The organism is Psychrobacillus sp. FSL H8-0484 (genome assembly GCF_038005325.1).
Taxonomy (GTDB): Bacteria; Bacillota; Bacilli; order Bacillales_A; family Planococcaceae; genus Psychrobacillus.
This window is the reverse complement of sequence record NZ_JBBOSZ010000001.1, coordinates 832,108-847,197: the sequence shown is the minus strand read 5'-3', so window position 1 is coordinate 847,197 and position 15,090 is coordinate 832,108. Positions and strand designations below refer to the sequence as shown.

Genomic DNA, 15,090 nt, shown 5'->3' with positions numbered 1-15,090 from the left:
AAGACCAATTCCACCCTAACCGCAACCAAAAAAAAAAACGACTGCCAGAAAAACAGTCGCTTTCAACAAATTAAATTATTTCGCACAGGCTTCAATAAATGCTTTAAAAATGGAAGCCGAAACCGAATCATTTTCTAAAAGCAAGCATTCCGGATGCCACTGCAGTCCTAAAACGAACGCATGATTTTTACTTTCAAACGCTTCAATGATTCCGTCGCTCGCAATTCCACTCACTTCAAACCCACTAGGCATATTTCTGACAGCTTGGTGATGAAAACTATTTACTTTAAACTTACCCACTCCAACTATGCTACTTAAAAAGGAGCCTTCTGTCACTTGCACAAAATGGGATGCATACGAGCGAGGCGCCTGCTGATCATGTTGAATTAGCTGGACATCGGTCTGCGTATAAATATCTTGATACATATCTCCACCCGCAGCGATACTGATAATTTGAGCTCCTCGGCAAATCCCCAATATCGGCTTATTTAACTCCAGCATTTTTTGGATAAGTGCCACTTCAAACACATCTCGCTCCGGCACGATACTTCCAAGTCGTTGATGAGGCTCTTCTCCAAATAAAGTTGGGTCGATATCTCCTCCTCCAGTTAAAAGTAGACCATCTATCATCCCAACGATTGTTTCGATGACATCCTCTTTGACATTTGGGAGAACAATAGGGACACCTCCGAACTGAGTAATTGCATGAATATTAAAAGTAGGTACACTAAGTATATGTTCCTTTAGGTTCGATGAAATACCAATAATCGGTTTCATAATAATCTCCTTTTCTTCTACATTACTCAACTACTTTAAGAATTTGTCTAGACGCATAAAAAATACGATCTATCACTCCAGTTTGATCCGGTAAAAATTGAATTCTATCTTCTTCATTCACAATAAACAAGTTTTCTCCAATACATCGCAGTGGACTTATTGTCACTCCAGAAATGATGGCAAGTTGATTGTTAACTACTTTCACAACGACTTTCATTCCCTCACCAGATTTATAAATTCCAACAAATGGAATAAAATCTTCTTCTGGCATATGATAACACTCGAAATGAAGATGTGTGGCACTAGCCTCTCTATCTTCTAGCACATTTATTGCACCCATCAATAGTTTGTCTGTAGGAACATCAGATAAATTACTTAAAATCACTCCTGACAAACCCTTCTCAGGAATAACCCCCATAAACGAGGAAACTCCTTTTAAACCTCCACCATGATTAATGAACGTAGTGCCAAAATAATCTGGAATAATGCGTAAACCATACCCATAAAATCTTCCTTTTTCGAATTCTACATGAGGATAAATCATTTGGTCGACACTTTCACTAGTCAAAATACGCTCTTCACCGACGACACCATTATTCCGAAAGATCTCCAAAAATTTCAATATATCATTCACAGAAGATTTGAGATAACCAACTGCCCTCATCGAAGGAGCATCCCACCATAATGGAGCTGCATATACCTCCACGCCATCTGTGGAATGCTTAGCGGCATATAACGTTGTAATATTATCCAAGGTATCTATATTCGTAATATCAAAAAAACTATTTTGCATGTTAGCCGGTTGCAAAATATGCTCGGTAACATATTCTTCATATGCTTGTCCGCTTACCCTACTAACGATAATTCCAAGTAAACCAAAAGAATCATTCGAATAGCTATAAGCAGTACCAGGATCTCCGAGTAGCTTAACGTCAAGCCCAACTATAAAATCGAGCATCTCTTCATACGTATCAATAGCTGCTCCCGGATGATTAACCAAATCTAATCCATAGTCTTTTGCAGAAGGATCTTGGTCAATGCTACGTTTTCTAGCATAAACATGGGTCGAAATGGGAGGAAGTCCAGCTGTATGGGTCATCAAATGATGAATCGTAATCTCTTTTGTTTTTTCTAAATCTGCCGTACGAAAATCCGGTAAGTACTTTATTACCTTGTCATGTACAGATAGCTTCCCCAATTCTTGCAATTGCATAATAGCGACACATGTAAATGATTTTGTCATTGAAGCTATTCCAAAAACGGTATCTGCATTCACCGGCAGCTTTTTCTCTACATCTCGAAATCCAAAATCCTGCTCATATAGGCGTTTCCCCTCTTTATTAATACCAATTCCTACACCTGGGATATAGTGTTTTTCCATCATTTTGAACGCGTATTCCTCAAAAAGTTCCATCGATTTTATTTGACCCATATACGAAAACACCCCTTTTAATTTGCTCCCAATCGCACTGCTCAAATCAGCATTTGTTCATAATAAATCTCTTTCGAAACATTTTAGCATAATCAACTCTATAAAAGTGCATAATATTCTAAAAATTTTATTAATAATAAAAATCAAAAAAACATCTTACCCTAATAAAAATGCCAAGAACCAATCGGAATTAGAAAACTCCTTGGTTCTTGGCACCTCTATTATGTATTTTTCAGTCACCCATTTACTAACTCTCTCTAACAATAGATTCATCCAGTTCTAATTTCCGATAATATTTGTTTAATAATACACCAAATATCGAAGCCAAAATTTGTTGAAAAAGCATTCCTAATACGACCGGAATAGCCACAGATGCAGGGAAATAAGTAGATGCTAACACGACTCCAGCACTTATATTTCTCATTCCACCAGTAAATGTTAAAGCAATCACCGTTTCTTTTGGTTGCTTACACCATATGGCAGTTAGGAAGGAAATCACGTAACCTAAAAAGGCAATAGCCAAAACGGTAAGGGCAATTCCCACTACTTTAAGTTTGACATCTAATAAATAAGGCGCCACGACTGCTCCATTCAACATAACAACAATTCCCATGCCGATTTTAGAAATCGGGGATAGACGAGCACTCAAAATATTTACTACTTTTCCTTTTGTCACCTGATTTAAAGTCATTCCGATAATGGAGGGAATAACAATCATCCAAAATAATCCTACCATCATACTTAAGGAATCTATTTGGACATTTCCTCCGACCAATAACGACATCGTTAACGGGACAATAAAAGGCGATAGCAATGCTCCGATTAATATAATCGTTAAGGCTAACGTATTATTCCCTTTATTGATCGATATCCATACAAAACTAGTGATTCCTGTTGGAATGGACATCATTAAAACCATACCTGTAATCGTATAAATATCACCCGTAAACACTACATGACCAATTCCCAAAGCCAAAAGAGGCATGACAATATGTAGGACAATAAGAACAATAAAAATCGGAAATGGATGTAAAACTGCATTTTTAAATGATGCAAAATTTGAATTAAGGCTTCCTGTAAACGTCATAAAAGCAAAAATCCACGGAATTAAATAAGAAAAGTCCACGATATAATCTGATATCAACACACCAATTACAACACTACTTGGAATAAAAAACGGCATCGCTTTTTCTAAAAATCTATTTATCTTTAAAATCATGCTTTAGAATCTCCTTGACCAATATGACATATAACTCTTAACAATAATTAGATACGATTATCGCATCTTAATCAACCACTTATTCAAAACGTATTTACAAATCAAATACGCGAAACTGATACCCACCAAATCAATAGCAACATCCACCAATCTTCCATTTCGGTAAAAATAAAGCTGCAGAATCTCCGTAAAAGCGGCAAATATGACCGTTAATACGAATGCAATTCCATATTTCCTCACCCAAAGTAGATGGAGAACATATAGAATGGCAAAACAAATCATATGACCTGTTTTTTGAATCACATAAAATTTTTCTGTTAGCTTCATATCATTGATAATAAACAGCTCCGAAAAATTGGGGTTTGTCTGAAAGGTAAACCCTACAACTTGATTATATAAAAAGGCGTATGCATCAAATGTGCATATCGCAACCAATATAAAGGATGACCATAAGAAAGTTAAAAAAGGATAAATAAACAAATTGCAACACCTTTCAAAGGAAGAATTTAAATCTTTCCTTAATAGTACAATTTACTTAATTAAAAATCCATTTTATTCCTCTAACCTATTTAGCCCTTCTACCTACATACCAATAGAAAAAAGCCGTCGAACATGCAAAGCTCGACAGCTCTTATTTTTCTTTTCAACATCCTGCTATTGCACTTTGAAATTCACTAACACGCTTTTGAGAAGAGGTTTACCAGATTTGCCTGTTAACTTATTGGTTATCATTAATTGATAGGAACCTGATTTATAGCCTTGCTTAGGGGCAGTTACAATGATTTGTTTTGGATTATCTTTGGATACTTCTAGTGCTACGTTCATAAGTTGTGTACCATCCTTCACCACAAAAATCGAACCTAGGACACTAGCAGGATTTACTTCTTTGTTTAAAGTCACGGTCCATTTCTTGTTTGCTGCTACTAACCCTGTTTTATCTATTTTGCTTCCCCATTCACCAGTGGGATTTGGGAAAGTACCGTTTACAGGTATGCTATATTGAAGCAAAAATTGATTGGCGATTACTCGATACCCTGCTTCATTTGGATGAATATCTTTAGGATTTTCTAAATAAGAAGAACCGTTTGCATCAAAAGCAGATGCTACATCAATAAAGTGAATACCCTCATTTTTTGCAATGCTTGCTAAACGATTGTTTACAATAGTAAATGCAGTTTTTAATTGTTGTTTGGACACTTCATCCTTTAAATGCGGAAGTGGAAAGTAATAACCAAATAAATAAATATCTGCCTCAGGATTTAAGGCTTTCACCTGTTTAATTGCGGTGCTCAGATTGCCCGCTACCGTATTTAAAAGCGTAGTCGCTCTAGTAAGATCAAAATTAATACTTTCATCTGCTGGATTATACATGTCATCTATAAAATCATTGGCACCACTAATAATCGTGACTAGCTCTGCCTTTTTTAAAGCTTGTTGTACTTCATCCCGTTTTAATGTATTCAACAATCCATCACTTGTCTCACCGGAAGTAGCAAAGTCCTTTGTAAACGAAGCGAGCATGTCTTTCTTAGCAAGTTCTTCACTAATCATATCTGTGAAGCCCCTACCCACTTTTGCTCCATATGGCGTATGTCCAGATGCTAACGAATCACCTAATGCTACATAATCTATTTTCACATTCTCCGCAAGTACAGCAGGAGTACTCACGCTAAATACAAATAAAAATGCTGCCAATAAAAATGCCGTAAACCTTTTCAATACATAATCCCCTCTCTTTGTTTTTCATTCATTTTACCCCACGCGCAACAAATTCCACAAAATATTTATAACTTTCAAAAAATAAATGATCTGAAGTGGATAAATTTCACAATTTCATTACAGGAGTATTATTACTGGAGTATTACGGGTGCCTGGCACCCGTAATACCCCCTCCATACTTTGCCATCTGAAATCGATCTTATTTTGCGCCAGCTTCCATTAAGATTGCTTCTATCTCTTGGAATCCTCTTTTTCGTGCATGTTTTAAAGGTGTGACCCCATCACCATCTGCTAGATTGACGTCTGCTCCGTGGTCGATTAGTAATTGGACGCTTTGTTGTTGTCTTTCATTCCCGTCATTTAAAATGATTGCTTCCAACAGTGCTGTCCACCCAAGATTATTTACGTGATTCACATCAATCGAAGTATTTGAAAGAAGTTCTTTTATGACCTCTACATACCCATGTTCTGAAGCTGGTATGAGAGCAACTCCGCCGTATCGATTTGTAATTGCCGGATCAGCTCCTGCTGCAATGGTAAGCTTTAAAATCTCTAAATATCCTTCTGCCCCTGCATACAGAAACGGATTATTTTTCATCTCATCTCGAATATTCACATCTGCTCCAGCGTCCACCAACACTTTTGCAGTTTCCAGGTCATTTCCATACGTAGCAATCATGATGGCAGTGCGACCTTGTGCATCTTGCCCATTAATTTCTACCCCATCAGCAATTAATGCTTGAACCAAATGAACATCCTTCTGCTCTACCGCTTGTAAAAATTGCTCTTTCTTCATCCCATTATCCGCTCCTTCATAATCGCTCTCTCTCTTTTCATTGCCCAAACAACCTTGCAGTAAAAAAATGCACATCACTAAGAAAAATAACCTTCGCTTCACATTACCAAAACCCCTTCATTTTCCATACAATTTCTAAAATAAAGGATAGCCACTTCTCCCCCATTACTGATGTCAATGGAACATCTAGTTTCTTTAAATAGACCCTATCATTCCAAATCTATCTTCCTTTCATTCTCTCCAAAGTATCCCCAATCAATAATGGAAGATACGCATTCAAATCTTTAAATGGATAACCTAATTTTCTTGCACGCTCATTGCTAATCAACCAAGTCTCCGAAAGATTAAAGGGAGAGACATTAGATTCATTTGGAGTAGAAGTAATGATGGCAGAAGTTTTTGCCTTTTCTTCTATCGTAGTCATCATTTCCCTTAATTTTACTTTCCCATTAGAAGTCGCGTTAATGGGGCCAGTGAAATCTGAAAGTCCAATCCATGTTAGGAATTGTCCTGCCTCTTCCTCCGAGATGAAATCGATTGATGCATCTGGATTTACAAGATGAATTTCTTCTTGATTAGCTATTTTTTCAATATGGAAATGAAGACGCTGCGTGTAGTCATTTAAACCTATAACGATTGGAAATCTCACTGCCACTACTGGGAAAGGAGCTTTTTGAAAAAATACAGCTTCTGCTTGTCTTTTCCCTTCATGATACGTAAAGTCTTCTTTTGGTCCTTGAATAATTGTATGCACTGTTGGAATAAAGTCTTCTTCCACGTATCCTACTTCTGCATCCCCTTCGTCATATACAGACTTAGAGGAAGTGAATACATATTTTTTTGTGTTATTCTTAAACACTTCGATAGCGTCCAAAGCTTCCTGGGAAGAGTAACAGATTTGATCGAAAACGATATCCCACTCTTCCGCTTCCAATTGATCCTTGTAATCTACCAAATTCAATCGATCCAAAATAATTCTATTGACTCTAGTTGAAAATGGATCAACCATTTCCCCCCTAGTCCCTATCGTGACCTCAAATCCTTCTTCCAACAAGGCTTCTACTAGATGCACTCCAAAAAATCGTGTTCCCCCTAAAACTAACGCTTTTCTCATTTTCTCATCTCCCTTTTTTATAAAAGTTACTACTATATTATACTAACTTTTAGAAATATATAGAAAATTCTAGACGTGTCCCTAAAATGTTAATGATGCATAAGATTGTTACAGAGGTGTTACTGGTGCCTGGCACCAGTAACACCTCTGTAATAATTATCGTTATGAGCAAGTGTAAGCCTCGCATAAAGATAATAATAAGTTCATATAGTAGTAAATCGGCTTAATATGGGAGGGGTATGGATGGGCTATTACGTGAAAGTGGAAAAAGGTGTGAATATTTATGTGGAGGATGTGAACCCGACTTCGACTAAGACCATCTTATTTATTCATGGTTGGCCGGCAAATCATCAGATGTTTGAGTATCAATTTGATCATCTTCCAGCACTTGGTTATCGTTGTATTGGTATTGATATTCGCGGATTTGGAAAGTCTTGTCGACCATGGGATGGTTACTCATATGACCGGTTGGCTGATGACATTCGGGTCATTATCGATACGCTACAGCTCGAGGATATTACACTGGCCGGGCATTCAATGGGGGGAGCCATTTCTATTCGATATATGGCTCGACATGGAGGTCATAAAGTCTCAAAACTGGCGCTATTCGGAGCAGCAGCCCCTATTTTCACACAGCGTCCTAATTTCCCCTATGGAAAAACGATAGAAGAAGTCAATACTCTAATAGATGCAACCTATACAGATCGTCCGAAAATGGTAAGCGACTTCGGGGACACCTTCTTCGCACGTTATTTAACAAAAAGCTTTCAAGAATGGTTTCAAGGGCTTGGATTAGTGGCATCGGGGAACGCAACAGCAAAGTGTTTAGTTTCCCTTCGTGACGAAGATTTACGGAATGACTTACCTCGCATCCAAGTGCCTACTGCGATTTTTCATGGAAGACAAGATAAAGTATGTCCTTTTGTTTTAGGTGAATTAATGCACGCAAGTATTAAAAATTCGATATTGATTCCTTTTGATTACAGTGGGCACGGTCTATTCTACTGCGAATTAGACAAGTTCAATCAAGAGCTTGCAGCATTTATTGGATAATGAAGAGTTCACTATAATTTAAATACGAAAGAGTAAGTAGATTCTTCTAGAATCTACTTACTCTTTTTGCTGTGCAAAACTAGATTAACCTACTGGACAACTTTCTAGTAATTTTAGCAGCATCTCTCAGATTTATGTTTACCACAGCCGCTATTACAGCATTTTAGATGTCTCTATAGAATAAAAGACCAAACAGATTCATCCAGAATCCATTTGGTCTTTCTCTATTATTAATATTATTTTACTGTATATTTTTTCGTTTCTAGTTGTTTGTTATTTTCATCATAAGCAATGATGGTAACAGTGGTACCCTTAGGCGTATCTAACAAAGTAGAAGTAAACTTGTTACTTCCTTGATAAACCATGTCTACTCCACCAACAGTAACTCTATGTACCTCAGCACTAGATTGAACTGTTAGTGTCGTAAAGTAGCTATTTGTGTCGCTTTGGACTGATTTAATCTTCAGCTTGGAATCCTCTATTTTGAAGGGAACTTCGATTGCAGTTTTTAATTCTTTTCCATTAGAAGATTGAACTGATTTTTTTATTACCAATTGATATTCTTTTCCTACTTGATAAGGAGTAGTTGGCTTCACTTCTACTACGTACCCATTACTAGAAGTTAAAAAAGTAGTTGGATGCACATTTTGACCATCGGTTACATATACATTACTTTTCGTTAAAGATTTGGAGTTCAGTTGTGCGTTAAAACGAACTTTCCATACTTTATTAACATCTTCTGTTGTTTTATATTCCCACTTCTCCGCCAAAGTTGGCATTTGAGAAAAAGATACAACAACCAAAAGGGCAGCTAGGAAAGAATACAAGAATCTTTTTACATTCATGATTATTTTTCTCTCCTTATCTTTGGACTTTCAAGTCGTCTATGGAATAATATTTTAAGATGTCTTTCATTAAACTTTTTTCTGTTAGAATTGGATAAAGAGAATAGGACCCTGCTAAATCTTTTTTAGGTAGCTCATTATACGTTTTATTACCTTTGGCAATTTTTTTATAAATGTCTGCTTGCAACTGTTCGCTACTAGTTCCAAAAACAGATACTTTCATTTCGCTATCTTTCTCAAGGTTTTGGAATACAAAAATAAATTTATTATTTCCACTTACCTCTTTCGTTACCCCACCTATTGTCAATGCAACTTTTTTTACAACACTATTGGTTTTTACTTCAATAGTTGTAATGCTACTATTTTTTGTTCCTGTACTTGGTACATCAATTGTATTGAGAGAAATAGACTCTACGTTTTTCTTAGGTACAATTAAACGACTACTTTTAATAATAGCATCTGTAAGATCTCCTGCTAAGAACTCAGCAAAAGTCATCGTTATGTTTCCTAGTGTTGGTACAGTAATTAATAAATTCCCCGAAACTACCACGTCACTTTTTGAACTTATTATTACCGATTTTGGAATAGTAATTTTCACATCTTGATCTCGTATAATTGCATACCCAGAAACAGCTGGTAGAGTAACTTTCAAAGTGGAACCTGATAGTTCGAACTTACCTGAAGACTTGAAAGCTGCAATAACCTTTGCCCACTCTTTCGTCTGATCTGATGTAGTGAAGCCTTTTAATAAAGCTGCTTGTTTACTTTTGTTCGACGTAATAGTTGGATCCCATTGAGCACCGTTTCCTAGTGTAATCGTAATTGCTTTTCCGCCATTTACAATATCTGTATCAATCATTACATTAGTGCCACCAAGAGAAGCTGTTGCTGTTTGTCCTATAGAAATTACTTTGTCAGCTTTTATTGATTTATTTGCACCAGTAATCAAATTTTGTGGGATCTCCACCGTTAAATTATTTACTCCAGTAGATGTAAAATTAGGAACTGCCGGTAATGTAAAAGTAACTCTGTTTTTTGTAACCTTAACATCCTTCACAGTTAGTGCTGAAGTTACCGCTGATGATCCTTGTAATATTTTGATATACTCCGTAATTGGCTTAGAAATATCAAACTCGGCATTCTTAAGGTCGACAACAATTGTTTTTTTACCTTTTATTACGTCTGAAGGATCTAGTGTTGGATATGCAGTTCCAGATACCTCAGCTTTTACTGCAAGGATTTTAAATGTTGGTTGAACTTCTAACTGTTTAGTTGAGAATGTTAATAAATTTGGATCAATGGTTAAGCTAACAATACTATCTGTATCAATATCGTAAGCATTACCATTTAACGTAATTTCTACTTCTGTATCGCTTTTTCTTACGATTGACTTCGCATTCAATTGTTTATCGGAGAATCCGCTCATTAAAAGTCCAGCTTTTGAAGCAATATCTTTCACCCATACATCATTTTTCAAGGTGATCATGATAGTCTTTTCACCCTTTACAATTTCAAACTCATTTATGTTTGATAAAGCTGAGCCCGAAATGGTTGCAGATAGATCAGTAATCGGTGTAACATGAAAAGCTTCTATTTGTGTCGTGTCAATACTAGGAGTAGCCAATGTTGCATTAGGATCAAATTTGACCGCAAATGAATCTCCTGAAACTCTGAAACCAGGAATAGCTGGCAATGTAATAGTTACCACAGTATCACTAGTCCTTATTACTTTTGCACCAGCATTAATAATATTTTTATAGGAATCTCCAAATTTAAATCCATTAAGTAAAGCTTCACGTTTTGCTGTATTTGATGCGATAGTGGAATTCCATTTTGCATTGACTAACGTAACATCAATCGTTTTACCTCCTTTTAAGATGTCTGACTGTGATACGGTAGGCGTTGCAGAACCTGAAATTAGGGCTTTTGGTGATGCAATAATATCAAAGGAACTTTCTGGTAAATTTACATCATCTTTTAATAACTGATAAGGTACATGAAGAGTAATAGTTTGGTTATCTGTAAGGTGATAACTAGGTAATGAAGGAATCGAAATTGTTATGGTATCACTGTCTGTTCGAACAATATTTCCAAGTGGTATTGAATTTTTTACTTGTTCCCACTGTTCTGATTGATTTGTAGCCACCAACGCATTAATCAGAACAAGTTTTTTATCATCTGTAAAGTCATCAACCCATTCGGTACCTGTCAAATCAAGAACCATTTTTGCGTTTCCAGTCTCAATATTCGCTTCTGTCATAGTAGTTGAATCAACCGTTAATTTCGGGTCAGCAGCAAATGCAACAGATGGCATTACTGTGTAGATAAAAAGCATAAAAGCAATTAGTGGTAATAACATTAATTGTAAGCGTCTGTTCATTTTTTGATTATTTTTCATTGATTTAGCTCCTTTTTATATACTAAAAAATATGTATGTGTCTTGAATAATTCCCTGGGAAATATGCAGAAAGATCTGTCGAAAATACTTAAAATAAGTCGAGAAGAGCCGATAAATAGTATGTTAGTAAAGAAATACTTGAATAGATTCCTCCTATCTAAAAACTTCCGTACTATACATTACTATACTATTAACCTAGTCTATTAGCAATTTTTTTCAAAAAATGAATATTATTACTTTAGTCCCTAATATTAATATACTATTTTATATTCACTAAAAAAAATCCTCTCATGTCAATGACAACATGAGAGGATTTTTTCATTTTAATCAACACCTATGATTTCAAAATCTTCTCCATTTCCCGGATTTTGATTAGTTGCGAGTTCACTTCTGTAAATAAACGATGCGATTTGACCGCGTGTTACAAATGAATTCGCTTCAAAGGTTGTTGCTGTTTTACCTGTAGTGATCTCGTTAGAGTATAGTGTTTGGATATAATCTGCGTACCATTGTTTATTATTTATATCTTTAAAAGGAAGATTTGAAAGCTTTTGTTTTTCCATATCAAATCCTAATACAAGAATTTGGGCAATATGTGCACGAGTTAGGTTAGCTGTTGGTTTAAACGTATTATTATCATATCCTTTAATGATACCTGCATTTACTAGTGCAGCGATATGCCCATAATACGGATGACTTTTTGGTACATCTGTAAAGCCAGGATTTTTTACATTTACTGTGTCTAAGTCCAACGCTAACGAAATAATTTTAGCCGCATGTGCCCTACTTATATTTTTCCCAGGTCTAAAACTTCCATCCTCGTATCCATTAATGATACCTCTTGAAGACAAACTAGTTACACTTTCATAGAAATGTTGGTCTACACTAACATCCGAAAAACTCTTTTCTTTTGCTTCTGAATTAATTGGCGCTGTTGCAAAACTTACACCAATGGCTAAGGATGCTGCTACAGTTAATTTCAATAACTTGGCATACAAATTATGCTTCTTCATAAGTTCACTCCCTCTTCTATATGTAAATGACAATCTTTCACAATGTTATCATATTTTCTTTCCATTCGGAAAAATTTGCATAAAAATATCCTAATCTATTGGTTATTAAATATGAAGATAAGCACTTTGTCGAGTTATGTTATTATACCTAACGCATTAATACAGGAAAATAAAACACCTTCAATCCGACTGACATCAGATTAAAGGTGCTTTTTAGTTACTACATTTTACTTTCAAAAATAGGTTGCAAGCGCTCCATATGCAAAATACATAGAAAGAAGTGATAATGCTGCAAATACCCCATTCTCTACTGCTCCCCCTGTTGTCATCGTAATAGGAAAACGAATGGTCATTTTTATTGGAAATAACAATTTAATGCCATTTTTAGTTGCCATGTCCAATATGTAATGACTCACCATTCCAACCAAAATTCCCTTTACCACCGATTCATTGGTCACGAATGAATTTAATAACGCTCCCATCAGAAATAAAAATAGCAAACTATGGGTGAAGGAACGATGGCCAAAAAGTGAATTAATCACTTTTGATAGGAGTGGAAACGTCCGACCAATTTTGCTACCTCCATGGCAAATGTCTGGTAGCAGTGCCCCTACGACACCTGCACCAACTAAAATCACTGGATCGTAATCCGAAACTTGTGCAAAAGCAAGACTTGCTGTGATACCGCCTAAGATGTGTGTGTTTCCTGTCATGCCTTCTTTATTCTCCTTTTTCCTTTTATCATACACGAACGTGCATTCTACTACTTTACACCATTTGGGCAAAGGAATGGAGCAATTCACAATAATTTGTTCTTTTAACAAATAAAACTGTATCTTTTAGACATTTATCTAGGTATGACTTTTATTCTTTCGTGGTACTATTTTCTAATTTTTGATTAGTATACTCGAGAAATTCCACTTCCAGCATAAAAAACGTTTCACTCTCCTAGCGTTAACTATGAAAAAGAAACGTTTTTATTTTTGAATTCCCTTAAAATAGATTGAAACTAATGCGTCAGCATGTTCACTAGGGCTACTTTTCCAAAGTTACATACTGCTTCTGTAAATACTTATACATGACGGAAAGGTTATCTGAGATTTCATTGTTTTCAAATCCTAAAGACTTAAGTGTCTCATTTGCATCTGTTGTTAAAACGACCTCTACATTTAAAAGAGCTAATTGCTCGATGATTTTTTCCATAAATGCATTTTCTAAGCATTTTCCTTCTTCCGTCATACTTAAGGTGTGAAAGGTAGCTACTAGCCCTTGTAAATTATCTAGATCACAAATCTTCTCTAAGCTTGTCAGTGCAGTATATAAATCCGCGCAAATGCAATCTGCGTCTACACACACATCTAAATATGTATCTTGGCTTAGTTTCACCAAAAACACTGTGGCATGTCCAACAGTAATCGCTCTTTCTAAGTCTTCTGTATATCTTAAGCATGTAGCCTGAGCACTGAATATCGGCGTACCTTCTTCAATATTCAATTGAAAATCTATATAAACATTTAAATTTTCCACATAAATTCTCCTATTCTATCAAACAGTGAATTACCTGATTTTTACTCTGATGCTCGCTTTAGCAGTCTAATATAATGATTTATTTTCTCTTTCTATTGTATTGAATAATTTGTAGTTTTCGTACAGTTAAATATAGGTAAAGTAGTCCATGCAAAAAACGACTAAGTAAAAAATCATCCGTTTTTCCTTTTATCTTATCTTCTTGCACAAAAACAGTAGGAGACGAATTTTTATTATGATAATTTGCTTGAAAAAATGATTCCGTCTTTTTACTTTTCTCTAAAATCGTTCCCTATGTAGAGGTCTTTTTCTCGATGAATGAGGTTATAGGTGCTGATTGTGGTGAGTAGTCTTTGTTGTTGTTTTAATAGGACGTGTTTGGAAGCATTCACAGTAACACATGTACCATCAAAAAATGTCAGTTGCGAAATCCCTTTACTAAGCTCTTCCACGTCAAATTGATGATTAAAAATCCAAACACATTCTAATTTTTTATAGGACATTGTCGGAAAAGTGCCAATCTCATATGGATGGATGAGAAGTGGTGTTTTATTCAGATAGTTCATCATTTTTTTGATTGCTTCTATTCGCCCTTCTAGCGTAGAAGCATAACGAATACAAGCTTTATCTAGTAAATAAAGCATTGTCTTTCCTGAAAAATAAATTCCATGGGTTGTAGTAATTTTCGATTGATAACCATCTAAAAAAAATGATTCGAGCATCAATGTTCGCTTACCAATTAAATTTGAATCACAATTGATCAAAAATATATCTCCCCTTGCCGTCTCCTTATTTACACCCTACCAAATCTCCTCCTAATCTCATAGTCTAAATATACTGAATATATATAATTTTTTGGATTAAATTCATCCAATTGTCACATATTTTATTAAAATATTACGCATTTTCTTATTCTTCGTTAGGAATCGTCAAGTATTACCTAGAGAAAACGTCCTATATCTACTAAAAAATCGCACAGTTTATGTATTTGAAAATAGATCATAAACAAATTATGCTAGTTGGAGCGAGTACTATAATGCATAGACTGAGTGTCTATCTTGCGATTTACTATGGTGAACTTGCGATTTTTAGTGTCTATCTTGCGATTTAGAGGCCGTTTTTGCGATTTGTTGAGTCGATTTTGCGAATACGTTGGCATATTTCTAAAAATTGGAAATGTTTGCCCACCACCTGATA

14 protein-coding genes are annotated in these 15,090 nt (G+C 35.6%); 1 reads left to right on the top strand and 13 read right to left on the bottom strand.

What is annotated here, in order from left to right; genetic code table 11:
* Positions 1 to 75: 75 nt before the first annotated feature.
* The 7 genes from MHH81_RS03850 to MHH81_RS03820 form a co-directional block, all read right to left on the bottom strand.
* Positions 76 to 777, bottom strand: coding sequence for a gamma-glutamyl-gamma-aminobutyrate hydrolase family protein (locus MHH81_RS03850; protein WP_340918077.1), 702 nt, complete (start codon positions 775 to 777; stop codon positions 76 to 78).
* A gap of 22 nt (positions 778 to 799) precedes the next feature.
* On the bottom strand, positions 800 to 2,209 hold the full coding sequence (locus MHH81_RS03845) for a serine hydrolase domain-containing protein (protein WP_340918075.1): 1,410 nt from the start codon (positions 2,207 to 2,209) through the stop codon (positions 800 to 802).
* Positions 2,210 to 2,456: 247 nt separating this feature from the next.
* Positions 2,457 to 3,428 carry a bile acid:sodium symporter family protein gene (locus MHH81_RS03840; protein ID WP_340918072.1) on the bottom strand — a complete coding sequence of 324 codons (972 nt, stop codon included), beginning with the start codon at positions 3,426 to 3,428 and terminating at the stop codon, positions 2,457 to 2,459.
* Positions 3,429 to 3,485: 57 nt separating this feature from the next.
* Positions 3,486 to 3,908, bottom strand: a complete 423-nt coding sequence (locus MHH81_RS03835) for a VanZ family protein (RefSeq protein ID WP_340918067.1) — start codon at positions 3,906 to 3,908, stop codon at positions 3,486 to 3,488.
* A gap of 174 nt (positions 3,909 to 4,082) precedes the next feature.
* Entirely contained in the window at positions 4,083 to 5,147 is a 1,065-nt protein-coding gene (locus MHH81_RS03830; RefSeq protein WP_340918065.1) for an SGNH/GDSL hydrolase family protein, read from the bottom strand.
* A gap of 199 nt (positions 5,148 to 5,346) precedes the next feature.
* Entirely contained in the window at positions 5,347 to 6,045 is a 699-nt protein-coding gene (locus tag MHH81_RS03825) for an ankyrin repeat domain-containing protein (protein ID WP_445678066.1), read from the bottom strand.
* Between the two features lie 118 nt (positions 6,046 to 6,163).
* Positions 6,164 to 7,057: an NAD-dependent epimerase/dehydratase family protein gene (locus MHH81_RS03820; RefSeq protein ID WP_340918063.1), complete on the bottom strand. Its 894-nt coding sequence runs from the start codon at positions 7,055 to 7,057 to the stop codon at positions 6,164 to 6,166.
* Between the two features lie 243 nt (positions 7,058 to 7,300).
* Here MHH81_RS03820 and MHH81_RS03815 point away from each other — a divergent pair, with 243 nt between their 5' ends.
* Positions 7,301 to 8,110: an alpha/beta fold hydrolase gene (locus tag MHH81_RS03815; RefSeq protein WP_340918060.1), complete on the top strand. Its 810-nt coding sequence runs from the start codon at positions 7,301 to 7,303 to the stop codon at positions 8,108 to 8,110.
* A gap of 236 nt (positions 8,111 to 8,346) precedes the next feature.
* Here MHH81_RS03815 and MHH81_RS03810 read toward each other — a convergent pair whose 3' ends face one another.
* The 6 genes from MHH81_RS03810 to MHH81_RS03785 all read right to left on the bottom strand — a co-directional run bounded on the left by MHH81_RS03810 (position 8,347) and on the right by MHH81_RS03785 (position 14,657).
* Entirely contained in the window at positions 8,347 to 8,955 is a 609-nt protein-coding gene (locus tag MHH81_RS03810) for an Ig-like domain-containing protein (protein WP_340918058.1), read from the bottom strand.
* A 16-nt stretch (positions 8,956 to 8,971) separates the two neighbouring features.
* The gene (locus tag MHH81_RS03805) at positions 8,972 to 11,353 is read right to left on the bottom strand and encodes a hypothetical protein (protein ID WP_340918055.1); all 2,382 of its coding nucleotides are present in this window, start codon (positions 11,351 to 11,353) and stop codon (positions 8,972 to 8,974) included.
* Positions 11,354 to 11,676: 323 nt separating this feature from the next.
* Positions 11,677 to 12,366 carry an S-layer homology domain-containing protein gene (locus tag MHH81_RS03800; RefSeq protein WP_340918053.1) on the bottom strand — a complete coding sequence of 230 codons (690 nt, stop codon included), beginning with the start codon at positions 12,364 to 12,366 and terminating at the stop codon, positions 11,677 to 11,679.
* A gap of 233 nt (positions 12,367 to 12,599) precedes the next feature.
* Positions 12,600 to 13,079 (bottom strand): metal-dependent hydrolase, encoded by a 480-nt coding sequence (locus MHH81_RS03795; protein WP_340918051.1) that lies wholly within the window; start codon positions 13,077 to 13,079, stop codon positions 12,600 to 12,602.
* Positions 13,080 to 13,401: 322 nt separating this feature from the next.
* Positions 13,402 to 13,893, bottom strand: a complete 492-nt coding sequence (locus MHH81_RS03790; protein ID WP_340918049.1) for a hypothetical protein — start codon at positions 13,891 to 13,893, stop codon at positions 13,402 to 13,404.
* Positions 13,894 to 14,162: 269 nt separating this feature from the next.
* Positions 14,163 to 14,657 carry a competence protein ComK gene (locus tag MHH81_RS03785; protein WP_340918047.1) on the bottom strand — a complete coding sequence of 165 codons (495 nt, stop codon included), beginning with the start codon at positions 14,655 to 14,657 and terminating at the stop codon, positions 14,163 to 14,165.
* Positions 14,658 to 15,090 lie beyond the last annotated feature (433 nt).

Coding starts and splice junctions, on each gene's coding strand:
- MHH81_RS03840 (WP_340918072.1), bottom strand. CDS start 3,428: ATGATTTTAAAGATAAATAGATTTTTAGAAAAAGCGATGCCGTTTTTT.
- MHH81_RS03795 (WP_340918051.1), bottom strand. CDS start 13,079: ATGACAGGAAACACACACATCTTAGGCGGTATCACAGCAAGTCTTGCT.
- MHH81_RS03820 (WP_340918063.1), bottom strand. CDS start 7,057: ATGAGAAAAGCGTTAGTTTTAGGGGGAACACGATTTTTTGGAGTGCAT.
- MHH81_RS03800 (WP_340918053.1), bottom strand. CDS start 12,366: ATGAAGAAGCATAATTTGTATGCCAAGTTATTGAAATTAACTGTAGCA.
- MHH81_RS03805 (WP_340918055.1), bottom strand. CDS start 11,353: ATGAAAAATAATCAAAAAATGAACAGACGCTTACAATTAATGTTATTA.
- MHH81_RS03810 (WP_340918058.1), bottom strand. CDS start 8,955: ATGAATGTAAAAAGATTCTTGTATTCTTTCCTAGCTGCCCTTTTGGTT.
- MHH81_RS03815 (WP_340918060.1), top strand. CDS start 7,301: ATGGGCTATTACGTGAAAGTGGAAAAAGGTGTGAATATTTATGTGGAG.
- MHH81_RS03850 (WP_340918077.1), bottom strand. CDS start 777: ATGAAACCGATTATTGGTATTTCATCGAACCTAAAGGAACATATACTT.
- MHH81_RS03845 (WP_340918075.1), bottom strand. CDS start 2,209: ATGGGTCAAATAAAATCGATGGAACTTTTTGAGGAATACGCGTTCAAA.